The sequence below is a fragment of the Agromyces mangrovi genome (genome assembly GCF_030296695.1).
In the GTDB taxonomy this organism is placed as follows: domain Bacteria; phylum Actinomycetota; class Actinomycetes; order Actinomycetales; family Microbacteriaceae; genus Agromyces; species Agromyces mangrovi.
This window is the reverse complement of sequence record NZ_AP027737.1, coordinates 1,592,758-1,616,244: the sequence shown is the minus strand read 5'-3', so window position 1 is coordinate 1,616,244 and position 23,487 is coordinate 1,592,758. Positions and strand designations below refer to the sequence as shown.

Genomic DNA, 23,487 nt, shown 5'->3' with positions numbered 1-23,487 from the left:
TGTTAGCGTCGAACGTGCGACGACGCCACCGGAGGGCGACCTGATGACGATCGAAGACACGAACGCGCCGACACGGCGCGCCGAGCGCGAGTGGCTCGACGAGCTGCCCACGCAGACGCTGCAGCAGGCGGCGACGCCGTTCATCGCCGTCGGCAGCGCGGCGAACATCATCATGCAGCTGTCGTGGCCGGCCGTCGGGTACGGCGTGAAGGACAGCAGGGTCGAGTCCGCGCTCTTCCGCGACCCCGAGCGGCGGCGGCGCACGACCATCGGATTCCTCGCGGTCGCGGTCTTCGGCAACGCCGAGGAACGCGCCGCCTTCCGCCGCGCGACGAACCGGTCGCACGCCCAGGTGCGCTCCCCCGAGGGTGCGAAGCCGGCGTACAACGCGTTCGACCCGGAGCTGCAACGCTGGGTCGCTGCGTGCCTCTACATCGGATTCGAGGACGCCTACGAGGCGGTGTGGGGCGAGCTCGACGACGCCACGCGCGAGGCGATGTACGCAGAGAGCGTCGTGCTCGGCGGCATGCTCCAGATGCCCGCCGACCTGTGGCCCACCGACCGCGCGGCCTTCCAGGAGTACTGGGAGGACGGTCTCGAGCGAGCGCACATCGACGACTCGGTGCGGGCCTACCTCACCAGTGTGATGCGCCTCGAGTATCTGACGAAGCCGCCGCGGCGCGCACTCGTGCGGCTGCGCGAACTGGCCACGGCCGGCAGCCTCCCCGCGCAGCTCCGCGAGCAGATGCAGCTCCCGTGGAGCGAGAAGCACGCGAACAAGTTCCGTCGGTTCTCACGAACGGTCGCCTGGGTGGTGCGACGGATGCCGCCGAAGCGACGCACCGCGATGTTCACGAACATCCTCGACGACGTGAAGCTCCGCATGGCCGAGGGGCGCCCGCTCTTCGAGTGAGTGATCCGCTCCTCACGGCCGGGGCGCAGGCGCCGGGTCGTCGAGCGCCCGGAGCATCCGCTCGAGCACCTCGCGCAGCTCCGAGCGCCCCGGCTCCGCGAGGTCGGTCGTGAACGCGACGCCCGCCGGCACGTAGGTCATGCCGTACATGGTCTCCCGCCAGTCGCGACCGCCGACCGGCCAGCGCGTGCGCAGTTCGTCCTCGGCCGTCGCCCCCTGACCCCACTGCCCGAAGTGCGCGCGCATCTCGTCGAGCGGCAGGTCCATCACGACGTCCGCCTCCACCGGCTGGCGCGACCACGACTGCGCGACGAGGATGAACTCCTCGACCTCCTCGGCGGTGAGCCGCCGGGGAGGGAACAGCACGCGTGTGTGCTCCACGTCGGCCAGACGATCGACGCGGAACGTCCGCCAGTCGTCCCTGCCGAGGTCCCAGCACAGCAGGTACCAGTGCCGGTCGGCGGGAGCGACGACGTGCGGCTCGACGCGTCGCGTCGTGGCGGTGCCGTCGGCCGACGTGTAGCGGAAGCGCACGCGCTCGTGGTCGCGGCACGCGAGGGCGAGTTCCCCGAGCACCTCGGTCGACACGGGGGTGCCGGGGCGGATGCCCGTGGGCTGCACGGACTCCGCGAGCGCGTTGACGCGCCGACGCAGCGGCGCCGGCAGCACCTGCTCGAGCTTCGCGAGCGCGGTGAGCGCCGTCTCGGATCCGCTCAGCAGGCGTTCGGACGCGGCGATGCGCAACCCGATCGCGATCGCGACGGCCTCGTCGTCCGTGAGCAGCAGCGGCGGCACGGCACCCCCGGGCGCGAGCCGGTAGCCGCCGGTCGTGCCCGACGTCGACTCGATGCGGTAGCCGAGGTCGCGGAGTCGATCGATGTCGCGCCGCACGGTGCGCACCGTCACGTCGAGGCGCAGGGCGAGGTCGTCGCCCGTCCAGTGCCGGTGGGTCTGGAGCAGGTTCAGCAGGGCCAGCGCCCGCGTGGTCGTATCGGACATCTCGCCAAGATTCTCGCACATTGCGGACAGAATCCGTCCGCAATGGCCGCGAACATGGGGGCATGGCGAACGAACCCATCCTCGAGTCCCAGGGACTCACCAAGCGCTTCACGGTGAAGAAGCAGATCGTCGAGGCCGTCACCGACCTCTCGTTCGAGGTCGCGCGCGGCGAGCTCGTCGCGTTCCTCGGGCCGAACGGCGCCGGCAAGTCGACGAGCCTGCGCATGCTCACCACCCTCATACCGCCCACGGCCGGCACCGCGCGGGTCGTCGGGCACGACATCCTCCGCAGGCCCGCCGAGGTGCGCGCACGCGTGGGCTACGTGGGGCAGCTCACGAGCGGCAGCTTCGCGCAGCGCGCACGCGACGAGCTGCTCAGCCAGGGTGCGTTCTACGGCATGCCCAAGGCGGCCGCCCGGCAGCGTGCCGACGAGCTGATGGAGTCGCTCGACCTCGCGTCGTTCGCGAACCGGTCGGTGCAGCAGCTCTCGGGCGGCCAGAAGCGCCGGCTCGACATCGCGCTCGGCCTCATGCACGCCCCGCCCCTGCTGTTCCTCGACGAGCCGTCCACCGGGCTCGACCCGCAGAGCCGGGCGAACCTGTGGGCGCACATCCTGCGGCTGCGCGAAGACCACGGCACGACGGTCTTCCTCACCACGCACTACCTCGAGGAGGCCGACCGCTACGCCGAGCGCGTGATGGTCATGGATAGGGGGCGCGTGATCGCCGACGACACGGCCGCGCGGCTGAAGGCGGAATTGGCGGGCGACGTGGTGACGTTCGGGTTCCGCGACGGCGACGAGGCGCGACGCGCGGCGGGCGTCGTCCAGGGGCTGACCGACCGCGAGGTCAGGCGTGAGGGCGAGGCATCCGTCACCGTCACCGCCCCCGACGGCGACGCGCTCCTGCCCGCGGCGGTGCGCGCGCTCGACGCCGCCGGAATCCAGGTGCGCACCGCGACCGGCGTGCCGCCCACGCTCGACGACGTGTTCCTCGCGCTCACCGGGCGCACCCTGCGCGAGGCCGACGCCACGAAGGACCAGGGCGTCGCCGACGGCGAGGGCGAAGCGGATGCCTCGGGCGGCGCGTCCCCCGAAGCATCCGACGCCACCGCAGTGACCGAGACGACTGGAGCGAACCGATGACCACCGAGACGACCCGCGCCGACGCGCGGCCGGAGACGACCGACACGGCCGTACGGGCGAACCCCGCGCGCGACACGTGGAACGTGCTCACCCGGGAGTTGAAGCCCGTGGTGCGCGACCCCTTCACGCTCATCTTCTCGCTCGTGCAGCCCCTCGTGTTCCTCGGCCTGTTCGCGCCGCTCCTGATCGGCCAGTCCGGTGCGCCCGTCGCCGACACGCTGCAGTGGTTCGTGCCGGGCGTGCTCGTGATGATCGTGCTGTTCGGCACCGGCGCGACCGGCTCGAACCTGCAGTACGAGATGATGACGGGCTCGCACGAGCGCACCCTCGTCGCGCCGCTCGCACGCTCGTCGCTGCTCGTGGGGAGGGCGCTCAAGGAGATCGCCCCGATCGTCGTGCAGGCGCTCGTGATCGTGCTCATCGCCTGGCCCTTCGGGTTCGCCGTGAACCTCCCGGGGCTCGTGATCGGCCTCGCGCTACTCGCGGTGTTCGGCGTCGGGCTCGGGTCGCTGTCGTACACGCTCGCCCTGAAGACGAAGGACCGCGAGTGGCTGTTCTGGGGCGTCCAGCAGACGCTCATCTTCCCGCTGCTGATCCTCTCGGGCATGCTGCTCCCCCTCGACGAGGGGCCGGGGTGGATGCGCGCGGTCGCCGCTGTGAATCCCGTGAACTGGGTCGTGCAGGCCGAGCGAGCGCTGTTCGCGGGCGACCTCGGCGACATCACGGTGCTGTGGGGGTGGGTCGCGGCCGTCGTGCTCGCGGTGGTCGGGCTCGCGGTGGGCATCCGCGCGATCCGTCGCAGCAACTGACCCGGGCGGGGCCAGTTCGTTCGAACCGGATGCGCTCGACCTGTCCATCTGGTCGACTGGTGTTCGTCACATGGGTGAGGGGTCGCAACAGGCGACCCCACGAGGGGAAGGACACTCCCATGCAGTACATGCTCCTGCTCACCAGCGCTCCCGACGCCGGCCCGCAGCCCGGCAGCCCCGAGGAAGCGGCCGAGATGGGCGAGTGGTTCGCCTACGACGACATGCTCAAGGAGGCCGGCGTCTACGTCAGCGGCGAGGCGCTGCAGCCGGTCGACACCGCGACCACGGTGCGCGTACGCGACGGCGGCACCGTCGTGACCGACGGGCCGTTCGCCGAGACCAAGGAGTACCTGGGCGGGTACTACGTCATCGACGTCGACGACCTCGACGCCGCCATCTCGTACGCCGAGAAGGTGCCGAACATCGGGTACGGGTCGGTCGAGATCCGCGCGATCTTCGACGTGACGGCGTTCGCCGGGTAGCCGTGCCCACCGGCGTCGCCGAGGTGTTCGGCGCGCAGTGGCCGCGCGTGGTCGCGACCCTGCGTGCCGACCTCGGCGACCTCGACCTCGCGGAGGACGCGGCGCAGCACGCGTTCACCACGGCGGCCGAGCGCTGGCCCGTCGACGGCATGCCCGATACCCCCGGCGCCTGGCTCGTGACGGTCGCCCGTCGCTGGGCGATCGACCAGGCGCGCCGCGACCTGCGCTGGGCCCGGCGGGTCGACGACGTGCGCGCGGCCCTGGAACTGCCGCAGCGCGAACGTGGCGCGATCGCCGACGACCTGCTCGCGATGATCTTCGGATGCTGCCACCGGGCGCTCGACGAGCCCGCGCGGGTCGCGCTCACCCTCCGCTACGTGGTCGGCCTGCCGACGGCCGGCATCGCGAAGTCGTTCCTCGTGGCCGAGGCGACGATGGCGAAGCGGCTCGTGCGGGCCAAGAAGAAGATCGCAGCCGCGAACATCCCGTTCGAGGTGCCCGAACGCGAGCACCTCGGCGACTCGCTGCACGACGTGCTGAAGGTCGTGTACGTCATCTTCACGCAGGGGCACGCCTCGCCGACCGGCGGGCTCATCCGTGGCGACCTCTGCGACGAGGCGCGCTGGCTCGCCGGCACGCTCTGCGACCTCATGCCCGACGAGCCCGAGACCTGGGGCTCGCCGCGCTGCTCGCCTTCACCGACGCACGCCGGCCCGCGCGGCTCGACGCCGACGGCGAGATCGTGCTGCTCAGCGACCAGGACCGGTCGATGTGGAACGCCGACGCCCTCGCTGAAGGACGCCGGCTGTTCCAGCGCGCGCTCCGGGCGCGCCGCGTCGGCCCGTACGCGCTCCAGGCGGCCATCGCCGCCGCGCACGCCGACGCAGCCACGTTCGAGGAGACCGACTGGGCGACCATCCGCAGGTTGTATGCCGTGCTCGGCACGTTGGAGCCGTCGCCCGTCGTGACCCTCAACGAGGCGGTCGCCGCGTTCCTCGCCGAGGGCGGCGATGCGGGTCTCGAACTGCTCGAGTCGGTGGCATCCGACCTCGACCACTACCACTACTTCCATCTGGCACGTGCCGACATGCTGGCACAGACGGGGCGAGCGGATGCCGCGCGCGAGGCGTTCGACCGGGCGCTCGCGACCTGCGACAGCGAGCCCGAGCGGCGTGCGATTCGGCGGGTCGCCGCCCAGCGGCTCGGCGGTTCGGGCAGCTAGACGACCGTCGCGTCCCACCAGTCGAGCACGCGGGTGCCGATGAGCGTGAGCCACTTCGACGGCTCGCCCTCGGGCACGTCGATGTCGAACCACGTGCGACCCGCCAGCCGCTTCGACTGGAGCCACGTGCCGTCAGGCCGCCGGGCGGCGCGCACCGCGTCGATGGCGTCGGCCATGCGCGGGTCCGGCCCGCGACCCTCCAGCTCCGCGGCGTCGCGGAAGTGGTCGAGCGCGGCGAGCGCGCTGTACCGCCACCGGTTCGGATACAGGAACTCGGTCGTGAACGGCCCGACCTGCTCGCCCGTCGACTCGCGGTACATCAGCCGCCGGGTCAGCAGGTACTCCTCCCCGCCGTGCCGCGCCTCCCGCAGCGACTCGTCGCCCGTGATGCGCTCGTAGGCGAGCATGCCGCGCAGGGCATTCAACGTGGAGTGGAACGACGACCGCACCGAGTCCCCCTCCTCAGCCTCGCAGTTCCAGCCGCCGTCGGCGAGCCGGTGGTCGACGAACCAGCGGGCGAGCCCCGACATGTCGACCCCCAGCCAGGCGCCGTTCGCGAGCGTGAACGAGTTGATGCACACGTCGACCTCGCCGCCCCAGTACGGCAGGTCCTCGTACTCCCACCGGCTGTTGGCGGCGAGCCGCTCGGCGGTGCCGTCGAGTTCCGACGCCTCGACGCCGAACTCGCGCAGGTCCTTCAGCGACCACGTCGTCGCGACCCACGGCTGACCGGGCTCGTCGGCCTCCGGGCTGCCGAAGAACCCGGCAGGGAAGTACGCGCCGCCGGCCCACTGGCCGTCGGGGTCCTGGTGCGAGAGCAGCTCCGCCCCGAACCCCTCCGTCGCCACGCGAGCCCGCGTCGCCTCCCACACCTCGGGCGGCGCACCCGCGAGGTCGCGTTCGACCTGCCAGCGCAGCGCGGGGTCGGAGTCGAGGAGCCAGTCGAGCAGCGCAGCATCCGTCGTCATTGACGCACCATATCGCCGGCCACCGTCGCGCGTCACGCGCCCTCGAGCAGCTCCTCGAGCACCCGCGCGACGCCCTCCTCGTGGCACGACAAGGCCACGCGGTCGGCGGCCGCGAGCACGCTCTCGTGCGCGTCGGCGACCGCGACCGCCGTGCCCGCCCAGCCGAGCATGGCCAGGTCGTTCGGCATGTCGCCGAACGCGGTCACCTCGGTGGCCGCGATGCCCATCCGCGAGCAGAGGTCCGCGAGGGCGCTCGCCTTGGTGACCCCGGCCGCGCTGATCTCGACGAGCCCGGAGACCGACCAGGTCACCGTCGCGCGCCGGCCGACGGCATCCGACACCCGCTCCTGCAGCTCGACGGGAGGCACCTCGGGATGCCGCACGAGCACCTTCACCGCCGCGCGGTCCCACACCTCCGGCAGCGGCCCGCGCGGCACCGGCCCCGACGTATAGGTCTGCACGTACTCGGGGTCGAGTCGCACGCCGTCGTCGCACTCGACCGCGAACCACGAACCCGGCACGGCGGCGGCGATGTCGTCGACCAGCGCGAGGCCGGGCGCCGGATCGATGCCGGACAGCGCGACGATGCGCCGCTCGGCCACGTCGAACGTGACGGCGCCGTTCGAGACGACCGCGAGCCCGTGCGCGCCGACGTGCGGCCAGAACGCCTCCATGCGGCGCAGCGGCCGGCCGGTCACGAACACCACCGGGATGCCCGCGGCGTCCAGTCGGCGCAGCACGCTCGCGGTGTACGCGGGAACGACGTCGCCCGCGTTCGGCACCAGCGTGCCGTCGAGGTCCGTCGCGACGAGCATCCGCTCAGCATATTCGCCGGTCGCCCGGGGGCGACCCGCTCGGATCCCTCGACACCGCACCGGCGTACCCTTGGAGGTATCGGATCACCTCATCCGCGACGGAGGGGACAGGGGGATCGGGATGCGCCACACCCTCTCAGCGGGTCGCGCGCCGGCGGTCGGCGCGGCGATCGCGCTCCTGGTCGCGGTCGGCGCCGGCGGGTGCACGTGGGCGGGAAGCGCGGGCGGCCCCGCCGCGGCGATCGAGGACCGCGAGTGCTCCGAATCGTGGATGCCGCCGGACTTCGTGCTCGACGGCCACCTCCTCGAGTCGGGGCACGGCTGGGGCTGCGCATGGATCGCGATCGGCGCCGACACCGGCCGCATGGCCGACCTGATCGCGAGCGAGGCGTGGCGCCTCGGCGTGGTGATCCGCACCGCGCGCGACGGCGGCATCGACATGGGGTGCGCCGACGGCTACGGGCCCGTGCGCTTCGAGGTGAAGGACGCGGGCGACGCCACGCTGGTGCTCGCGTCGAAGGGCACGCGGGGCTGTTGAGCGGATGCGGGCGCTCGGCGCGCGTGCCGGCCCCGGCGGGTCACGGCGGATCGTTGACGAAGCGGAACCGCACGCGCGCCGAGTCGTCGAACGGCACGACGTAGGTCGATCCGCTGGGCGTCCACTCGGCGGGCACGAGGAACAGCCGGTCCTCCCCCACCACGAGCAGCCGCAGGCCACGGTACCGGTAGCGGTACGCGTCGCCCTCGCCCGCGGGCAGCGCCTCCTCGCGCACGACCGGGTCGCCCGGGGCGAGCGGTTCGCCGAGGTCGAGCACGATCGCGGGCAGGCTGCCGAGGTCGCGCGCGAGCGCCTTGGCCTGGCCGCGACCCGACCACTCGGCGAGCGTCGCGGTCGCCCAGAACACGGTCACGACGACCACGGCGCCGAGCAGCACCACGACGGCCCGGCCGCGCGGTCGCGGGGCGGTCGGGGTGGCTTCGGGGGCATCCGTCGGTGCAGTCTTCGGGGCGAGCGGATGCCGCTGGTCCCACGCCACCGCATAGCCGAGCAGTCCCGCGCCGACGCCCAGCACGAGCGGCGTGGCCAGCGGGTAGTACGGCCAGCCGCCGATCAGCGGATACGCCGCGAGCAGCAGCACCGCGGCGACCAGGAGCGCGATGCCGACGATCCGGAGTGAGCGGATCGCGGTGCGCAGGCGCGGGTCGTCGCGGCCGGCGAACCGGCGGCGCAGCAGCACGTGCACCGCGGCGAGCAGGGCCGAGAGCAGCAGCAGGGCGAGCATCGGCACGAGCAGCGGCTGCGGGCTGCGCATGATGAACTCCTGCGTGCTGAAGCCGAGCACGTCGACGTCGACGCCGAAGTAGCGGAACTGCGCGCGTGACGACACGTAGCCGAAGTAGAACAGCACGGCGCCGATGAGGGTCGCGGGCGCGATGACGTTGCCGACCACGCTCCAGATGCGCTGCAGCATCGGTGGGGAGGCATCCGTCGCCACTGACCCTGCCCGCTCGCTCGCCTCGGTCACCCGTCGCTCCCGCTCGTGCCCTCCGGGCGTTCGACCTCGTTCCACTCCTCGTCGGGCACCACCCCGGCAGCGTCGCACGCTGCCTGGTCGTCGCACGCGAGCGTGCCGTCGAGTCGGAACCGCAGCACCTCGGCGGCCGGGTGATCGGGGGTGAACACCACGGCACACCCGTCGCCCGGCTGCGCGATCGTCGCGTCGAGGCAGGCGTCGAGCTCGCCGCATCCGCCGGCCACCACCGTCGCCGGAGTCTCGGGATCGACCACGACCTCGTCGACCATGAGCGACACGCCCTCGGGGAGGGTGTCGTTCCAGAAGAGCGACACGCACCAGGCGCCGCCGGCGTCGGTGGCGATGCCGTCCCCGCCGACGGGCAGCCCCGGCAGTGCGATCGTGACGCCGGCGTCGTCCGTCTCGAGCGGCGTCTCCGTCGGCTGCGCGGTCGCGCTCGGCGACGCGGTGTCGGTCTCGAAGACGTCGGTGACCACGGGATCGGCGCATCCGGCGAGTGCGATCCCGGTCAGGACGATCGCCGCGGCGATCGCTGCGAGGCGTGGACCTCGCGAACGAGGGGCCATGCCGCCACGGTAGCGGCTGGACGCCCGCGCGCATCAGGGCTGGGCCGGAGCGCCGCCGGTCAGGCGGATGCCGCGATGGGCACGAATCGCGCCGCCTCGGGCCCGTACTCGCGCACGATGCGGTGGTACCGGCGCGGGGTGAACCCGGTGGCGCGGCGGAACACGCGGATGAGGTGCGACTGGTCGGCGAAGCCGTGCTCGGCGGCGAGTGCGCTCCAGTCGGGGTCGGCCTCGAGGGCCTGCGCGACCGCGTCGACGAGGGAATGGAATCGCAGCAGGTCGCGGTACCGCTTCGGGGCGATGCCCACCGCGTGCCGGAACCGCCGCACGAACCGATCGCGCGAGACGCCGCTGCGCGCGATCAGCGTGGCGACGTCGAGGGCCGGCTCGGCCACGAGCGCGTCGAGCGCGCGCATCACGACCGGGTCGGGCCGCCACGAGGCGTCGAGTCGCTCGGCGAGCAGGCGTTCGAGGGCGTCGAGGGCGTCATCGGGGTCGCTCGCGCGCGCGAGGTCGACCAGCTGCGTGAACGCCGGCTCGTCGAGCAGCAGCAGGGCGGATGCCTCGACGGCATCCACTCCCCATGCCCCGAGCGCATCGGCGCGGAGCTCCGCCCCGAGGTTCCAGAGCTCGCGCGGAAGCGTGCTGGCGAGGCATCCGCTTCTCGGGCCCGAGGCGAACGCGCCGTCGATCACCCGGGCCGAGGCGCTCGACGCCGGATCGTGCACGCCGTACGACTCCGACAGGTTCACGATGAGGTGCGGGTGCGGCATCGGGAACACGCGCTCCTCGGGGTACCCGGGCTCGCCGCGCAGCCACCACAGCGAGCGCACCAGCGGGCGCAGCGCACTGGCCGGGTCGCGTCGCACGTAGCGCATGGTCACCTCGCGCGTTTCGTCCAATACGGGCGTGCGCCGCCGATACTAGCGTCGGGTTCGAACCGGAGGAGGACCCATGGTCACCGCATTCGAGACGACGCACCGCATCAGCTTGGCGCCCGACGCCGTCTGGACGGTGCTCACCGACTGGTCGCGGGCGCACGAGTGGATGCCCGGCATCGACGCGCTCGTGCCCGACGGGCCGACCGCGGTCGGCACCACCCTGCGCTTCACCGCCCACGGCCGCGACCGCACGTCGACGATCGCCGTGCTCGAGCCCGGCGCGCGGCTCGTGCTGCACAGCGAGGCGCCCGGCGTCGTCGCCGACTACACGTACACCCTGGTGGCGGCGGGCGAGGGCGAGACGGATGTCACGCTCGTCGCGGACGTGGTCACGAAGGGCGCCATGCGTCCGCTCGGCCCGACCATCCGGTCGTCGATCGCGAAGGCCGACTCGGTGCAGCTCGAGCGCCTCGCGGCGCTGCTCGCGGCGTAGCGCCGACTCCGAGGCATCCGCTCACCGGCTCTTCACCGGCAGGGCGATGCCGGCGCGCTTGAGGTTCGCCACCGAGGCCAGCACGAGGAAGACCGCGAGCGCGACGAACGCGAACCGCCCGTTGCCGTCTTCGAGCGACTGGCCGACGATCGGGATGACGATCACGGGGAGCACGAGCGACACGAGGGTGAGCAGCGCGAGCGGCTCGCTCGGCGCGTCGGGGAAGAGGTCCTCCGCCTCGGAGAGCGCGGCGGCGTAGGGGATGCCGACGCCGGTGCCGAGCAGCACCACGCCGCCGAACGCGACGGCGGTCGTCGGGTCGAACGCGATCGCGCCGAGGCCGACCGCGGCCAGCAGCAGCGCGCCGGTGAGCCAGGCGTGGTGCACGCGGCGTTGCAGGAGCGCGCCGCCGACGACCCGCAGCGTCGCCGAGAGCCCGAACAGCAGGAACGAGATGGCACCGGCGATCGCCGCGCGCACGTCGCCGTCGCGCGTCAGGTACTCGATCAGCCACGAGCCGAGGATGAGCGGAACGCCGAAGAGCGCGGTGAACAGCAGGGCGAGTCGGTAGACGCGGACGTGCCGCACGGCCGTGCCGAGGAAGCCCTTCACGCGCGGGGGCCGTGCGACGCGGCCGCCGTGCCGGCCGGGCACGGTCAGGGCTCCCGCGACGGCGAGCAGCGACGCGACGACGAAGCCGATGCGCCAGTCGATGCCGAGGTCGCTCAGCCCGCTGCCGAGCAGCAGCGCGCCGGCGATGCCCAGCTGGATGGCGCCGCCGAACACCCCGAGGATGCGCGCGCCGCCTACTTGGCGCGCCCAGACCGCGCCGAGCGTGTTCACGACGGCGAAGCCGAGGCCGGGCAGGACGCGACCGACGGCGAGCCCGGCGAAGATCGGAGTGAGCGCGAAGATCAGGTTGCCGGCGGCGATCGCCCAGCAGCCGATCTGGATGCCGCGCGTCACCCCGACCCGCTCGCCGATGCGCGCGGCGAAGAGCAGGCCCACGATCATGGAACCGAGGAACAGCGTGCCCGACAGCACGCCGACCGCCGCGAGCGAGACGTCGAAGTCGTTCGAGAGCTCGGATGCCACCGGGCCGACGTTGCCCGCGTTCCATGCCCCGCAGAAGCCGACGAGGGCGACGGCGATCACCAGTCGTGCGGAGCGGGGCCGTCCTTCGGTCGAGGTCATCGCTCCCCCAGAGCTCGAGCCTTCCGACGCGCACAGCATAGCGAGGCCCGCGCGGCCCGAGAACCCCGAGACCCGTCAGAAAGCTGCGCTCTCGCGCCTGAGAGCGCAGTCTTTCGACGGGTCTCGGCTCTCGCGGGGGTCGGATGCGGGGGCTAGCGTGGGCGCATGCACACTGCCGACCGCCACGACCTCATCCGCGTGCAGGGCGCGCGCGAGCACAACCTGAAGGACGTGAGCGTCGAACTGCCGAAGCGGCGCCTGACCGTGTTCACTGGCGTCTCGGGGTCGGGCAAGAGCTCGCTCGTGTTCGGCACGATCGCCGCCGAGTCGCAGCGCATGATCAACGAGACCTACAGCGCGTTCGTGCAGGGGTTCATGCCGACGCTCGCGCGGCCCGACGTCGACGTGCTCGAGGGCCTCACCACGGCGATCATCGTCGACCAGGAGCGGATGGGGGCGAACGCCCGCTCGACCGTCGGCACCGCGACCGACGCGAACGCGATGCTGCGCATCCTGTTCAGTCGGCTCGGGCAGCCGCACGTCGGTTCGCCGCAGGCGTTCTCGTTCAACGTGGCATCCGTCTCGGGCGCCGGAGCCGTCACCTTCGAGAAGGCGGGCGTCACGACGAAGGAGCGTCGCAGCTTCTCCGTCACGGGCGGCATGTGCCCCCGCTGTGAGGGCATGGGCAAGGTCAACGACATCGACCTCGCCGAGCTGTACGACGACGCGAAGTCCCTCGCCGAGGGCGCGCTCACGATCCCCGGCTACAAGGCCGACGGCTGGAACGTGCGGCTCTACTCGGAGTCGGGGTTCCTCGACCCGGACAAGCCCATCCGCGACTACACGAAGCGCGAGCTGAACGACTTCCTGTACAAGGAACCCACCAAGGTGAAGTTCAGCAACATCAACATGACGTACGAGGGGCTCATCCCCCGCGTGCAGAAGTCGTTCCTCTCGAAGGACCGCGAGTCGATGCAGCCGCACATCCGTGCGTTCGTCGACCGGGCGGTGACCTTCACGACCTGCCCCGAGTGCGCGGGCACGCGGCTCAGCGAAGCGGCGCGCTCGTCGAAGATCGACGGCGTCAGCATCGCTGACGCGTGCGCCATGCAGATCAGCGACCTCGCCGCGTGGGTGCGCGGGCTCGACGAGCCGTCGGTCGGCCCGCTGCTCGCGTCGCTCCGCGAGATCCTCGACTCGTTCGTCGAGATCGGGCTCGGGTACCTGAGCCTCGACCGCCCCACCGGCACGCTCTCGGGCGGCGAGTCGCAGCGCACCAAGATGATCCGCCATCTCGGGTCGTCGCTCACCGACATCACCTACGTGTTCGACGAGCCGACGATCGGGCTGCACCCGCACGACATCCGCCGCATGAACGAACTGCTCGTCCGGCTGCGCGACAAGGGCAACACCGTGCTCGTCGTGGAGCACAAGCCCGAGGCGATCGCGATCGCCGACCACGTCGTCGACCTGGGCCCCGGCGCCGGCGCGGCGGGCGGCGAGGTCGTCTACGAGGGCACGGTCGAGGGGCTCCGGGCCAGCGGCACGCGCACCGGGCGCCACCTCGACGACCGGGCATCCGTCAAGTCGACGGTGCGCGAGGCGACGGGCGCGCTCGAGGTGCGCGGCGCCGACGAGCACAACCTGCGGGCGGTCGACGTCGACATCCCGCTCGGGGTGCTGGTGGTGCTCACGGGCGTGGCGGGGTCGGGCAAGAGCTCGCTCGTGCACGGGTCGGTCGCCGGCCGCGACGGCGTCGTGTCGATCGACCAGACCGCCATCCGCGGGTCGCGCCGCAGCAACCCGGCGACCTACACGGGGCTGCTCGAGCCGATCCGCAAGGCGTTCGCGAAGGCCAACGGCGTGAAGCCCGCGCTGTTCAGCGCGAACTCCGAGGGCGCATGCCCTACCTGCAAGGGCGCGGGCGTCATCTACACCGACCTCGGCGTGATGGCGGGCGTCGAGACCGTGTGCGAGGAGTGCGAGGGCCGGCGCTTCCAGGCCGCGGTGCTCGAGTACCGGCTCGGCGGGCGCGACATCAGCGAGGTGCTCGAGATGCCCGTCGACGAGGCGCTGACCTACTTCGCCGAGGGCGAGGCGCGCATCCCCGCCGCCCACCGCATCCTCGAGCGGCTCGCCGACGTCGGGCTCGGCTACCTGAGCCTCGGGCAGCCGCTCACGACGCTCTCCGGTGGTGAGCGGCAGCGCCTGAAGCTCGCCACCCAGATGGGCGAGCCAGGCGACGTCTACGTGCTCGACGAGCCGACCACGGGCCTGCACCTGGCCGACGTCGAGCAGCTGCTCGGCCTGCTCGACCGGCTCGTCGACGGCGGCAAGTCGGTCATCGTCATCGAGCACCACCAGGCGGTCATGGCGCACGCCGACTGGATCATCGACCTCGGGCCGGGCGCCGGCCACGACGGCGGCACGGTCGTCTTCGAGGGCACGCCGGCCGACCTGGTCGCCGGGCGCTCCACGGTGACCGGCGAGCACCTCGCCGAGTACGTGGGAGCCTGATCAGAGAAGGAGTCGATCGCCATGGCCCTGTCGAATCGCGCGCAGCACACGCGCGCCTCCATCGCGGCGATGTCCGCGTTCTTCACCGAGATGTCGAACGCCGATCGGCCGGACGTGGTCGACCTCACATTCGGCAACCCGCACGAGATGGCGCTGCCGGGCCTGGTCGACGCGATCCGCGCACAGGTGGAGCCGCAGACGGTCGACTGGTTCGCCTACCAGAACAGCCGGCCCGAGGCGCAGGAGGCGGTCGCGTCGGGGCTGCGCGCCGAACTCGGGCTCGACTTCGAGCCGGCCGACATCGCGATGACCCAGGGGGCGTTCGGTGCGATCGAGCTCGCGTTCGCCGCGCTGACCGATGCCGGAGACGAGGTGGTCATCCCGCTGCCGGGGTGGTTCTGCTACGCGCCCATGCTGCGCGCCACCGACCTCGTGCCGGTCGATGCGCCGCTCGATCCCGAGACGTTCGACCTCGACGTCGAGGCGATCGCGCGCGCGATCACGCCGCGCACCCGCATCGTCGTGGTGAACTCGCCCGCGAACCCCACCGGCCGCGTCTACCCGAAGGAGACCTGGGACGCGCTCGCCGAGGTGCTCGACCGGGCGTCGGCCGCGCACGGGCGACGCATCTGGCTGCTGTCGGACGAGCCCTACCGTCGCATCCGCTTCGACGGCATCGGGTTCGCCAGCCCGGCCGGCTCCTACCCGTGGACCCTCATCGACTACAGCTACGGCAAGATCCTGCTCGCGCCCGGCCAGCGCCTCGGCTACCTCGCGATCTCGCCGCTCGTGCCCGACGACGAGCGGGCCGAGCTGCGCGGGGCGATGGACTCGCTGCAGCTCGCGATCGGCTGGGGGTGGCCCGACTCGATCATGCAGCGCGCGGTGCCGGAGCTCGAGCACGTGTCGATCGACATGGCCGAGCTCACGCGTCGGCGCGACCGGGCATACGGCGCCCTCACGGACGCCGGGTACGCGATCACCCGCCCCGAGGGCACCTTCTACCTCTGGGGGCGGGCTCCCGGCGGCGACGGCAACGCGTTCTTCGACCGGCTCGCCGAGCGCGGCGTCTACGTCTTCCCGGGCGCGCTCTTCGACCAGCCGCGGCACTTCCGCATCTCGCTCACCGCGACGACGGACATGCTGGAGCGGGCGATCCCGCACCTCGTCGAGCTCGCTCAGCCCGAAGGGTAGGGGCCCGCCGATTCAGCCCGGGATGCGGACCTTCGACGCCGCGACGATCATCGCGATGCCCGCGCCGATCGCCGATACGAGCGGCACCGCGGCGACCGCCATCGCGATCGCGTTCGGCCGGAACTGCAGGCCGTCGGGGCCGCCGATGTACGCGCCCAGCGGCACCGAGTAGCCGCCGCCCCCGCCACCGCTGCCCTCGCCGTTGCCGGCCGGGTTGCTGCCGCCCTCGGGCATCGAGCCCGAGCCCTCGCCGCCGCCGAACCCGAACGCGACCAGCGCGACGGGAATGATCTCCTGCCCGTCGACGGTCGTCTTCTCGCCGTATGCCACCTTGGCGCCCCACGCGGGCACCGATTCCGCCAGGTTCTCGATGAGCTTCGCCATGGGGCGAACGCTACGCCCGTTCCCGCCCGACGGCTAGGGGCGTCACGGATGCTTCACCCGGCCGTCGTCCACACGCCAGCGTCCCACCGCGCCGGGCGCGGGCGGCGGGCCGTACCCTGAGGTCGGGCGGCAGCGGCGCATCCCGATCGGTCTGCACCGGACCGCACGCCCGGAAGGAGTCCGACGTGCAGCGAGCGGCGAGGCCGGAGCACCGGGGGTCGACATGGTGACCGTGGGCGTGCTGCGGGAGCGGATGCCCGGTGAGAAGCGCGTCGCGGCCACGCCGGAGACCGTGCGCCGACTCGTGGGGCTGGGGCTCGAGGTCGTCGTCGAGGCCGGTGCCGGCGCGCAGGCGGGCTACCCCGATGCGGCCTATGCCGAGGCCGGTGCGCGTCTCGAGCCGTCGACGGATGCCTCGGGGTTCGACGTGCTCGCACACGTGCGCCCGCTCGACCCCGCGTTCGCCGCCGCGCTGCGACCCGGCACCGTGACCATCGGGTTCGCCTCCCCCGCCGCGGAGCAGCCCACGGTCGCCGCGCTCCGCGACGCGGGCGTCACGTCGTTCGCGCTCGAGCTCATCCCGCGCATCTCGCGCGCCCAGTCGATGGACGCGCTGACCAGCCAGGCGCTCGTCGCCGGCTACCGGTCGGTGCTCGAGGCGGCGATGCGCCTGCCCCGCTTCTTCCCGCTCTACATGACGGCCGCGGGCACCGTGCCGCCCGCGCGCGTGCTGGTGCTCGGCGCGGGCGTAGCGGGCCTGCAGGCGATCGGCACCGCGAAGCGGCTCGGGGCGCGCGTCTCGGCGAACGACATCCGTCCGTCGTCGGCCGACGAGGTCGCGTCGATGGGCGGCACGTTCATCTCGCTCGACGTCGAGGGCGCGGCGGCGGGCGGCTACGCGCGCGAGCTCGGCGAGGACCGTGCCGAGCTGCAGCGGCGCCTGCTCGCCCCGCACGTGGCCGACGCCGACGTGCTCATCACCACCGCCGCGGTGCCCGGTCGCCCGGCGCCGCGACTCGTGACCGCCGAGATGGTCGCCGCGATGCAGGCCCGGTCGGTCGTGATCGACCTCGCGGCCGAGTCGGGCGGCAACGTCGAGGGCACGGTGCCCGGCGCCGACACCGCCGTGCCGACCGCTGCCGGCGACGGCACGGTCACGGTGGTGGGGCTGACGGATGCCGCGTCGGCCATGCCGTACGACGCCTCGCGCCTGTACGCGGCGAACGTCGCCAACCTGCTCGCCCTGCTGGTCGCCGAGGGCAACCTCGCGCCGGACTTCGACGACGAGGTCGTCGCCGGGTCGTGCCTCACCCACGCGGGCGAGGTGCGGCACGCGCCGACCGCCGAGGCGCTCGCCGCGGCGGGACCGGCTCACCCGGAGGCATCCGCTTCACCCGGCACCGCCGACACCGAGGAGGCCGCTGATGGACGGCGTCGCACTGCTCACGATCACCGTGCTCGCGGTGTTCGTCGGGTTCGAGGTGGTCTCGAAGGTCACGAGCACGCTGCACACGCCCCTCATGTCGGGTGCGAACGCGATCCACGGCATCATCCTGATCGGCGCCATCATCGTCGCCGGCCAGGCCGAGGACACGGCGACCCTGGTCGTCGCGCTCATCGCGGTCGTGCTCGCCACGGCCAACCTCGTCGGCGGCTTCGTCGTGACCGACCGCATGCTCGAGATGTTCCGCGGTCGCAGGAAGGCGCCGGCGGATCCCCCGGCCGCCGGCGAGGAGGGCGAGCGATGATCCTCCTCGACCCCACCTGGACCGCGGTGCTCTACCTCGTGAGCGCCGTCTGCTTCATCCTGGCGCTCAAGGGCCTCAGCTCGCCCAAGACCGCCCGCCGCGGCACCCTCATCGGTTCGGCCGGTGCGTTCCTCGCCGTGGTCACGGTGTTCCTGTCGTCGAAGCTCGACAACATCCCGTGGATCCTCGCGGCGATCGCCGTCGGCTCCGCCATCGCGGCCCCGGTCGCGCGCCGCGTGCAGATGACGCAGATGCCGCAGCTCGTCGCCATGTTCAACGGCGTCGGCGGCGGCGCGGCCGCACTCGTCGCGCTGCTCGAACTGCCGCACGCCGGTGACGCGTGGGTGCGCCTCGCGATCGCGTTCACGCTCTTCATCGGCGCCGTCTCGTTCGCGGGCTCGATGCTCACCTTCGCCAAGCTGCAGGAGCTCATGACCACGCGCCCGGTCGTCTTCCCGGGCCTCGCGGTGCTGACGGTCGTGGTGGCCGCGGCGGCACTCGCCGCGGGTGCCGTGCTCGTCGTCGCCGGGCCGGCCTGGGCGGCCATCGCGCTCGCCGTGATCGGCCTGGCCTCGGGCATCCTGCTGGTGCTGCCCGTCGGCGGCGCCGACGTGCCGATCGTCATCTCGCTGCTGAACGCCTTCACGGGCCTCGCGGTCGCCGCGTCGGGCCTCGTGCTCGGCAACGTGCTGCTCGTGGTCGCGGGCACGCTCGTCGGCGCGTCGGGCACGATCCTCACCCGGGCGATGGCCGCGGCGATGGGGCGCAGCGTGCAGGGCATCCTGTTCGGCGCGTTCCGCGGCGGGTCGACGGCGGGGTCCACCGTGGCATCCGACCGGCCCGTGCGCTCGTCGACCGCCGCCGACATCGCCGTGCTGCTCGGGTACGCGCAGAAGGTCGTGCTCGTGCCCGGCTACGGGCTCGCCGTCGCGCAGGGGCAGCACACCATCGCCGAGCTCCAGGGCGCGCTCGAGGAACGGGGCATCGAGGTCAGCTACGCCATCCACCCGGTCGCCGGCCGCATGCCCGGGCACATGAACGTGCTGCTCGCCGAGGCCGACGTGCCCTACGAGTCGCTCGTCGAGATGGACCGCGCGAACCCCGGGTTCCGCACCACCGACGTGGCGCTCGTCGTCGGCGCGAACGACGTCGTGAACCCCGCGGCGAAGACGACGCCCGGCTCGCCGATCCACGGCATGCCCATCCTCGAGGTCGGCGACGCGAAGCAAGTCGTGTTCCTCAAGCGATCGATGCGCCCCGGCTTCGCGGGCATCGAGAACGAGCTGTTGTTCGATCCGAAGACCACGCTGCTCTTCGGCGACGCGAAGGCGTCGCTCACCGAGCTGCTCGCGGCGGTGAAGGCGCTGTAGCCGTCGGGCAAGCCCCCGGGGCATCCGCTCGCCCCTAGCTCTCGGGGATCGGCTGCTTCGGGAGCTTGCGCACCTTGGTGCGACGACGGCGACGCTCGGGGATCATCGAGCGCATCTCCTCGAGCTTGCCGAAGCAGAGCAGCCGGTCGCCCGCCTCGAGCTCGGTGCTGCGGCGCGGGTTCGGCACGACGTTCGAGCCGCGGTGCAGGGTGAGCACCGTGATGTCGCGCTCCGAGAGACCCGATTCGCCGAGCTTCGACCCGACGATGTCGGCGCCGGTGTGCACGACCAGCTCGGCCACGCCGTAGCCCGTCGAGACCGTGAGACGCTGGCGCACGTCGATCTCGGGGAACGCCACCTGGTTCGCCATGTGGTCGATGATCGCGCCGGCGACGTCGAGCTTCGTGGCGGTCTCCACGCCCTCGAGGCCGGGCGACGAGTTGACCTCCATGACGAGCGGGCCCTCGTTGCCCTCGAGCATGTCGACGCCCGCGACGCGGAGGCCCATGATCTGCGCCGAGCGCACCGCCGCCTGCTCGTACTCGGGGTCGAGCTCGACCGGCTCGACCGTGCCGCCGCGGTGCACGTTCGAGCGGAACTCGTCGCCCGACGCGATGCGCCGCATCGCCGCCACCACGCGGTCGCCGACGACCAGCGCACGGATGTCGCGCCCACGGCTCTCGGCCGCGAAGCGCTGGATCAGCACGTTCTGCTTCGTCGAGTGCAGGGTCTCGATGATCGCCTCGGCGACCTTCACCTCGGGGGCGAGGATGACGCCGATGCCCTGCGTGCCCTCGAGCAGCTTGATCACGACCGGGGCGCCGCCGACCCGCTCGATCGCCGGTCGCACGTCGGCGCGGTTGCGCACGAACGTCGTCGCCGGCATGCCGATGCCGTGGCGCGACAGGATCTGGCTCGCGCGCAGCTTGTCGCGAGAGTTCGTGATGCCGTTCGCGGTGTTCGGCGTGTACACGTCCATCTGCTCGAACTGGCGCACGACGGCCGTGCCGAAGTACGTGATCGAGTTGCCGATGCGCGGCAGGATCGCGTCGTAGTCGCTCAGGCGCTTGCCGCGGAACTGCAGGTCGGGCTCGTCGCCCGACAGGTCGATCGCGAACCGCAGCGTGTTCAGCACCTTCACCGTGTGCCCACGCTGCTGGGCCGCTGCGCGCAGCCGCTGGGTGGAGTACGAGTGAGGGGCGCGCGACAGGATGGCCAGCTTCATGGGGAGCACCTGAGAGGATAGGGCGATGGGCGAACCACCTCATTCAATCACCATCGCGGGATGGCGCGAATGGGTTGCGCTGCCCGACATCGACGTGGCATGGATGAAGGCGAAGCTCGACACCGGGGCGCGCACCTCGGCCCTGCATGCGTTCGACGTCGAGGAGTTCTCGCGCGACGGAATCGACCACGTGCGCTTCGGCGTGCACCCCTGGCAGGAGTCCGACGCCGACGCCGTGATCGTCGAGCTGCCCGTGCACGACCGACGCGCCGTGCGCAGCTCATCGGGCCACGTCGACGAGCGCGTCGTGGTGCTCATGGAACTCGTGCTCATGGACCACACCATGCACGCCGAGGTCACCCTGACCAACCGCGACCAGATGGGGTTCCGGATGCTCGTGGGCCGCGAGGCACTGCGCCAGGGGTTCCTCGTCGACTCCGGCGCCTCGTTCCTCGGCGGTCGCGCGCCGCGCAAGGCGCGTCGTCGCAACCGCGGGCGCTGACCCGAGGCATCCGCCCGCCCCCGCCCACCCACCCCCACCCCACCACCGTTCCGGCACGTGCCGCTCGGTTCGGCACGCACAGCTCGTTTCGGCACGTCGAACTCGGCGTGCCGAAACGACGGGCACGTGCCGGCGACAGCGGCCCGGGTTGCAGCGCGGGCCGCTGCGAGCGGCACGTGCCGGAAACCCCGCGCACCCAGCGGATCGTCAGGACCGGGGTGCGGCCGCCGGTAGACTCGAGCGGTCGGGAAGCAACAGGGACGGAGCACGCGAGTGACGGATGCCGCCGGGGACGCGCGCGGCGCGGACCGCTCGTGGATCGCACCCCTCGTCCGGTCGGGCCTCGCGCTCGCTGCGGCCGTGGTCATCACGTTCTCGCAGGACCACTCCACGACCTTCGGACTGCTCGTCTTCGGCGCGTGGGCGCTCGCGACCGGCCTCGTCGTCGGCGCGCTGCAGCTCCGGCTCGAGACCGATCGCTCGACGCGCACGCTGCTGACCGTGGCATCCGTCGTCACCGCCGCGTCGGGCGTGCTCGCCCTGACCGTGCCCGCCGTGCTGCCGATGCTCTACTACGTGATCAGCGTGTGGGCCGCCGTGACCGGCTTCATCGAGCTCTTCGCCGGGCAGCGCACGCGCGGCACGCACCCCGCGTCGCGCGACCGTGTCGCCGTCGGCGCGTTCACCGCGGTGCTCGCCGTCGTGTTCGTGCTGCTGCCGCCCGACAACCCGGTCGTCGCCGTCGGCCTGTTCGGCGCGTACCTCGCCATGATCGGCGTGTTCCTCGGCATCGCCGCCTTCTCGATGCGCTGGGCCGCGCTCGAGCGCGACGTCTCCCCCGCCGCGGCCGACGCCTCCCCCGAAGCCCTGAAGGACGACGAATGAGCACCACCGGACCCGACGACGAGCAGCCGACCCCGAAGCCCAGCAGGCGCGACCTGCTGCGCCCGGTCGAGCTGGTCGGCGGCTCGGCGCTCGCCGCGATCTTCGTCGGCGTGATCGTGCTCATGACCACGCGCGACCTGCAGTTCGCCGGCATCTCGGCCGGCATCGTGTTCATCGTCGTGCTGGTCGTGCTGGCGATGTTCGCCCTCACGTTCAAGGACGACGAGGCGATCGACCCGCGCGACGAGGGCCCCGAGCCCGGCGCCGAGCCCCCGCCCACTAGGCAGGGCCGCCGGCGACGGCGCCCGCGTCAGATGAAGTCGACGAGGTCGCCCGCGAGGCCCGTGTAGCCGCCGGGCGTCAGCGCGAGCAGGCGCTGCTTCGCGTCGTCGCCGATGTCGAGGCCCGAGACGAACTCGGCCAGCTCGGCCGCGCCGACGCGGCGCCCGCGCGTGAGCTCCTTGAGCATCGCGTAGGGGTCGCTGATCGACGAGCGCCCGGCGACGACCTCGGCCCGCACCACGGTCTGGATCGCCTCGCCGAGGATCTCCCAGTTCGCGTCGAGGTCGGCCGCGAGCGCGTCCCGGTCGAGGTCGATCTCGCCGAGCCCGCGGCGGATGTTGTCGAGCGCGAGCATCGAGTGCCCGAGCCCGAGCCCGATGTTGCGCTGCGCCGACGAGTCGGTGAGGTCGCGCTGCAGGCGCGACGTGACGAGGGTCGCGGCGAGCGAGTCGAGCACGGCGGACGACAGCTCGAGGTTCGCCTCGGCGTTCTCGAAGCGGATCGGGTTGATCTTGTGGGGCATCGTCGACGACCCGGTTGCGCCCGCCTGCGGGATCTGCCGGAAGTAGCCGAGCGAGATGTAGGTCCAGATGTCGGTCGCGAGGTTGTGCAGCACCCGGTTCGCGTGCGAGATGCGGGCGTAGAGCTCGGCCTGCCAGTCGTGCGACTCGATCTGCGTGGTGAGCGGGTTCCAGGTCAGCCCGAGCGACTCGACGAACTCGCGCGAGATGTCCGGCCACGAGGCATCCGGTGCCGCGACAAGGTGCGCCGCGAACGTGCCGGTCGCGCCCGAGAACTTGCCCAGGTACTCGGTGTCGATCACCTGCGAGCGGATGCGGCGGAGCCGGTGCACGAACACCGCGAGCTCCTTGCCCATGGTCGACGGGGTCGCCGGCTGGCCGTGCGTGCGCGAGAGCATCGCGTCGTCGCGGTGGGCGCGGGCGAGGTCGGCCAGCGCGTCGATGACCGCGTCGAACTTCGGCAGCCAGGCATCCGCCACCGCATCGCGCACGGTGACCGCATAGGAGAGGTTGTTGATGTCCTCGCTCGTGCAGGCGAAGTGCGTGAGCTCGGCGATCGCGTCGAGCCCGAGCGACGAGAGGCGGCGGCGCACGTAGTACTCGACGGCCTTCACGTCGTGGCGGGTGGTGGCCTCGAGCTCGGCGAGCTCGTCGATGTCGGCCTGCCCGAAGTCGGTGACGACGGCCCGCAACGCGGCCTTCTGGTCGTCGGTGAGGGCGGATGCCCCGAAGAATCCGCGGTCGGTCTGGGCGATCAGCCACTCGACCTCGACGTGCACGCGCGCCCGGTTGAGCCCCGCCTCGGAGAGGTGCTCCCCCAGTTCGACGACCGCCGGC

24 protein-coding genes and 2 pseudogenes are annotated in these 23,487 nt (G+C 72.4%); 16 read left to right on the top strand and 10 right to left on the bottom strand.

Features of this window, described 5'->3' with window-relative positions:
• The first annotated feature begins 43 nt into the window (after window positions 1-43).
• Entirely contained in the window at window positions 44-913 is an 870-nt protein-coding gene (locus tag QUE38_RS07665) for an oxygenase MpaB family protein (protein WP_286311305.1), read from the top strand.
• Window positions 914-925: 12 nt separating this feature from the next.
• Here QUE38_RS07665 and QUE38_RS07660 read toward each other — a convergent pair whose 3' ends face one another.
• On the bottom strand, window positions 926-1,912 hold the full coding sequence (locus tag QUE38_RS07660; protein ID WP_286311303.1) for a helix-turn-helix transcriptional regulator: 987 nt from the start codon (window positions 1,910-1,912) through the stop codon (window positions 926-928).
• Between the two features lie 62 nt (window positions 1,913-1,974).
• Here QUE38_RS07660 and QUE38_RS07655 point away from each other — a divergent pair, with 62 nt between their 5' ends.
• The 5 genes and pseudogenes from QUE38_RS07655 to QUE38_RS07635 all read left to right on the top strand — a co-directional run bounded on the left by QUE38_RS07655 (window position 1,975) and on the right by QUE38_RS07635 (window position 5,570).
• Window positions 1,975-3,057, top strand: coding sequence for an ATP-binding cassette domain-containing protein (locus QUE38_RS07655; protein ID WP_286311301.1), 1,083 nt, complete (start codon window positions 1,975-1,977; stop codon window positions 3,055-3,057).
• On the top strand, window positions 3,054-3,866 hold the full coding sequence (locus QUE38_RS07650) for an ABC transporter permease (RefSeq protein ID WP_286311299.1): 813 nt from the start codon (window positions 3,054-3,056) through the stop codon (window positions 3,864-3,866). Before QUE38_RS07655 ends, QUE38_RS07650 begins: the two co-directional genes overlap by 4 nt.
• Window positions 3,867-3,985: 119 nt before the next feature.
• Entirely contained in the window at window positions 3,986-4,348 is a 363-nt protein-coding gene (locus QUE38_RS07645) for a YciI family protein (protein WP_286311297.1), read from the top strand.
• A 2-nt stretch (window positions 4,349-4,350) separates the two neighbouring features.
• A pseudogene (locus QUE38_RS07640) lies at window positions 4,351-5,108 on the top strand (RNA polymerase sigma factor); the annotation flags it as partial.
• A 174-nt stretch (window positions 5,109-5,282) separates the two neighbouring features.
• On the top strand, window positions 5,283-5,570 hold the full coding sequence (locus tag QUE38_RS07635) for an RNA polymerase sigma factor (RefSeq protein ID WP_286311294.1): 288 nt from the start codon (window positions 5,283-5,285) through the stop codon (window positions 5,568-5,570).
• Here the strand turns inward: QUE38_RS07635 and QUE38_RS07630 are convergent.
• Together QUE38_RS07630 and QUE38_RS07625 are read right to left on the bottom strand one after the other, a co-directional pair.
• Entirely contained in the window at window positions 5,567-6,538 is a 972-nt protein-coding gene (locus QUE38_RS07630; protein ID WP_286311293.1) for a squalene cyclase, read from the bottom strand. The genes QUE38_RS07635 and QUE38_RS07630 overlap by 4 nt on opposite strands.
• A 32-nt stretch (window positions 6,539-6,570) precedes the next feature.
• Window positions 6,571-7,353, bottom strand: coding sequence for an HAD-IIB family hydrolase (locus QUE38_RS07625; RefSeq protein ID WP_286311291.1), 783 nt, complete (start codon window positions 7,351-7,353; stop codon window positions 6,571-6,573).
• A 121-nt stretch (window positions 7,354-7,474) separates the two neighbouring features.
• Here QUE38_RS07625 and QUE38_RS07620 point away from each other — a divergent pair, with 121 nt between their 5' ends.
• Window positions 7,475-7,891, top strand: coding sequence for a hypothetical protein (locus tag QUE38_RS07620; RefSeq protein WP_286311289.1), 417 nt, complete (start codon window positions 7,475-7,477; stop codon window positions 7,889-7,891).
• A gap of 40 nt (window positions 7,892-7,931) precedes the next feature.
• Here QUE38_RS07620 and QUE38_RS07615 read toward each other — a convergent pair whose 3' ends face one another.
• Genes QUE38_RS07615 through QUE38_RS07605 form a run of 3 tightly spaced genes read right to left on the bottom strand, consistent with a single transcriptional unit; the run spans window position 7,932 to window position 10,332 of the window.
• On the bottom strand, window positions 7,932-8,879 hold the full coding sequence (locus tag QUE38_RS07615; RefSeq protein ID WP_286311287.1) for a hypothetical protein: 948 nt from the start codon (window positions 8,877-8,879) through the stop codon (window positions 7,932-7,934).
• The gene (locus QUE38_RS07610; protein WP_286311285.1) at window positions 8,876-9,454 is read right to left on the bottom strand and encodes a hypothetical protein; all 579 of its coding nucleotides are present in this window, start codon (window positions 9,452-9,454) and stop codon (window positions 8,876-8,878) included. Before QUE38_RS07610 ends, QUE38_RS07615 begins: the two co-directional genes overlap by 4 nt.
• 59 nt (window positions 9,455-9,513) lie before the next feature.
• Complete coding sequence (locus QUE38_RS07605; RefSeq protein ID WP_286311716.1) at window positions 9,514-10,332, bottom strand: helix-turn-helix domain-containing protein; 819 nt, start codon at window positions 10,330-10,332, stop codon at window positions 9,514-9,516.
• Between the two features lie 76 nt (window positions 10,333-10,408).
• On the opposite strand from QUE38_RS07605, the gene QUE38_RS07600 reads away from it, so the two are divergent.
• A complete protein-coding gene (locus QUE38_RS07600; protein WP_286311284.1) occupies window positions 10,409-10,828 on the top strand; it encodes an SRPBCC family protein in 420 nt (139 codons plus the stop codon).
• A 21-nt stretch (window positions 10,829-10,849) separates the two neighbouring features.
• Here the strand turns inward: QUE38_RS07600 and QUE38_RS07595 are convergent, their stop codons facing one another.
• Entirely contained in the window at window positions 10,850-12,022 is a 1,173-nt protein-coding gene (locus QUE38_RS07595) for an MFS transporter (RefSeq protein ID WP_286311282.1), read from the bottom strand.
• A gap of 165 nt (window positions 12,023-12,187) precedes the next feature.
• Between QUE38_RS07595 and QUE38_RS07590 the strand changes: the two genes are divergently transcribed.
• Together QUE38_RS07590 and QUE38_RS07585 are read left to right on the top strand one after the other, a co-directional pair.
• A complete protein-coding gene (locus tag QUE38_RS07590) occupies window positions 12,188-14,539 on the top strand; it encodes an excinuclease ABC subunit UvrA (RefSeq protein ID WP_286311278.1) in 2,352 nt (783 codons plus the stop codon).
• 21 nt (window positions 14,540-14,560) lie between these two features.
• Window positions 14,561-15,733, top strand: a complete 1,173-nt coding sequence (locus QUE38_RS07585) for an aminotransferase class I/II-fold pyridoxal phosphate-dependent enzyme (RefSeq protein WP_286311277.1) — start codon at window positions 14,561-14,563, stop codon at window positions 15,731-15,733.
• 12 nt (window positions 15,734-15,745) lie between these two features.
• Here the strand turns inward: QUE38_RS07585 and QUE38_RS07580 are convergent, their stop codons facing one another.
• Window positions 15,746-16,117, bottom strand: a complete 372-nt coding sequence (locus QUE38_RS07580) for a hypothetical protein (protein WP_286311274.1) — start codon at window positions 16,115-16,117, stop codon at window positions 15,746-15,748.
• 223 nt (window positions 16,118-16,340) lie between these two features.
• Between QUE38_RS07580 and QUE38_RS07575 the strand changes: the two are divergent.
• The 3 genes and pseudogenes from QUE38_RS07575 to QUE38_RS07565 all read left to right on the top strand — a co-directional run.
• Window positions 16,341-17,504, top strand: a pseudogene (locus QUE38_RS07575) (Re/Si-specific NAD(P)(+) transhydrogenase subunit alpha); the annotation flags it as partial.
• A gap of 37 nt (window positions 17,505-17,541) precedes the next feature.
• Window positions 17,542-17,865 (top strand): NAD(P) transhydrogenase subunit alpha part 2, encoded by a 324-nt coding sequence (locus QUE38_RS07570; protein ID WP_286311714.1) that lies wholly within the window; start codon window positions 17,542-17,544, stop codon window positions 17,863-17,865.
• Window positions 17,862-19,235, top strand: a complete 1,374-nt coding sequence (locus tag QUE38_RS07565; RefSeq protein ID WP_286311712.1) for an NAD(P)(+) transhydrogenase (Re/Si-specific) subunit beta — start codon at window positions 17,862-17,864, stop codon at window positions 19,233-19,235. The genes QUE38_RS07570 and QUE38_RS07565 overlap by 4 nt, the downstream gene beginning before the upstream one ends.
• A 34-nt stretch (window positions 19,236-19,269) precedes the next feature.
• On the opposite strand, the gene QUE38_RS07560 is transcribed toward QUE38_RS07565, so the two are convergent.
• On the bottom strand, window positions 19,270-20,460 hold the full coding sequence (locus tag QUE38_RS07560) for a RimK family alpha-L-glutamate ligase (RefSeq protein WP_286311273.1): 1,191 nt from the start codon (window positions 20,458-20,460) through the stop codon (window positions 19,270-19,272).
• Window positions 20,461-20,485: 25 nt separating this feature from the next.
• Here QUE38_RS07560 and QUE38_RS07555 point away from each other — a divergent pair, with 25 nt between their 5' ends.
• From QUE38_RS07555 to QUE38_RS07545, 3 genes are all read left to right on the top strand, one after another.
• On the top strand, window positions 20,486-20,962 hold the full coding sequence (locus QUE38_RS07555) for an ATP-dependent zinc protease family protein (protein ID WP_286311271.1): 477 nt from the start codon (window positions 20,486-20,488) through the stop codon (window positions 20,960-20,962).
• Between the two features lie 273 nt (window positions 20,963-21,235).
• A complete protein-coding gene (locus QUE38_RS07550) occupies window positions 21,236-21,847 on the top strand; it encodes an HdeD family acid-resistance protein (RefSeq protein WP_286311269.1) in 612 nt (203 codons plus the stop codon).
• Entirely contained in the window at window positions 21,844-22,197 is a 354-nt protein-coding gene (locus QUE38_RS07545; protein ID WP_286311267.1) for a hypothetical protein, read from the top strand. Before QUE38_RS07550 ends, QUE38_RS07545 begins: the two co-directional genes overlap by 4 nt.
• Here QUE38_RS07545 and purB read toward each other — a convergent pair.
• On the bottom strand, window positions 22,158-23,471 hold the full coding sequence (gene purB, locus QUE38_RS07540; RefSeq protein ID WP_286311710.1) for an adenylosuccinate lyase: 1,314 nt from the start codon (window positions 23,469-23,471) through the stop codon (window positions 22,158-22,160). The genes QUE38_RS07545 and purB overlap by 40 nt on opposite strands.
• Window positions 23,472-23,487: the final 16 nt, after the last annotated feature.

Bases quoted from the DNA above. Each gene is read 5' to 3' on its own strand.
- QUE38_RS07665 (WP_286311305.1), top strand. From the start codon at position 44: ATGACGATCGAAGACACGAACGCGCCGACACGGCGCGCCGAGCGCGAG.
- QUE38_RS07660 (WP_286311303.1), bottom strand. From the start codon at position 1,912: ATGTCCGATACGACCACGCGGGCGCTGGCCCTGCTGAACCTGCTCCAG.
- QUE38_RS07655 (WP_286311301.1), top strand. From the start codon at position 1,975: ATGGCGAACGAACCCATCCTCGAGTCCCAGGGACTCACCAAGCGCTTC.
- QUE38_RS07650 (WP_286311299.1), top strand. From the start codon at position 3,054: ATGACCACCGAGACGACCCGCGCCGACGCGCGGCCGGAGACGACCGAC.
- QUE38_RS07645 (WP_286311297.1), top strand. From the start codon at position 3,986: ATGCAGTACATGCTCCTGCTCACCAGCGCTCCCGACGCCGGCCCGCAG.
- QUE38_RS07630 (WP_286311293.1), bottom strand. From the start codon at position 6,538: ATGACGACGGATGCTGCGCTGCTCGACTGGCTCCTCGACTCCGACCCC.
- QUE38_RS07625 (WP_286311291.1), bottom strand. From the start codon at position 7,353: ATGCTCGTCGCGACGGACCTCGACGGCACGCTGGTGCCGAACGCGGGC.
- QUE38_RS07620 (WP_286311289.1), top strand. From the start codon at position 7,475: ATGCGCCACACCCTCTCAGCGGGTCGCGCGCCGGCGGTCGGCGCGGCG.
- QUE38_RS07610 (WP_286311285.1), bottom strand. From the start codon at position 9,454: ATGGCCCCTCGTTCGCGAGGTCCACGCCTCGCAGCGATCGCCGCGGCG.
- QUE38_RS07605 (WP_286311716.1), bottom strand. From the start codon at position 10,332: ATGCGCTACGTGCGACGCGACCCGGCCAGTGCGCTGCGCCCGCTGGTG.
- QUE38_RS07600 (WP_286311284.1), top strand. From the start codon at position 10,409: ATGGTCACCGCATTCGAGACGACGCACCGCATCAGCTTGGCGCCCGAC.
- QUE38_RS07595 (WP_286311282.1), bottom strand. From the start codon at position 12,022: ATGACCTCGACCGAAGGACGGCCCCGCTCCGCACGACTGGTGATCGCC.
- QUE38_RS07590 (WP_286311278.1), top strand. From the start codon at position 12,188: ATGCACACTGCCGACCGCCACGACCTCATCCGCGTGCAGGGCGCGCGC.
- QUE38_RS07585 (WP_286311277.1), top strand. From the start codon at position 14,561: ATGGCCCTGTCGAATCGCGCGCAGCACACGCGCGCCTCCATCGCGGCG.
- QUE38_RS07580 (WP_286311274.1), bottom strand. From the start codon at position 16,117: ATGGCGAAGCTCATCGAGAACCTGGCGGAATCGGTGCCCGCGTGGGGC.
- QUE38_RS07570 (WP_286311714.1), top strand. From the start codon at position 17,542: ATGGACGGCGTCGCACTGCTCACGATCACCGTGCTCGCGGTGTTCGTC.
- QUE38_RS07565 (WP_286311712.1), top strand. From the start codon at position 17,862: ATGATCCTCCTCGACCCCACCTGGACCGCGGTGCTCTACCTCGTGAGC.
- QUE38_RS07560 (WP_286311273.1), bottom strand. From the start codon at position 20,460: ATGAAGCTGGCCATCCTGTCGCGCGCCCCTCACTCGTACTCCACCCAG.
- QUE38_RS07555 (WP_286311271.1), top strand. From the start codon at position 20,486: ATGGGCGAACCACCTCATTCAATCACCATCGCGGGATGGCGCGAATGG.
- QUE38_RS07545 (WP_286311267.1), top strand. From the start codon at position 21,844: ATGAGCACCACCGGACCCGACGACGAGCAGCCGACCCCGAAGCCCAGC.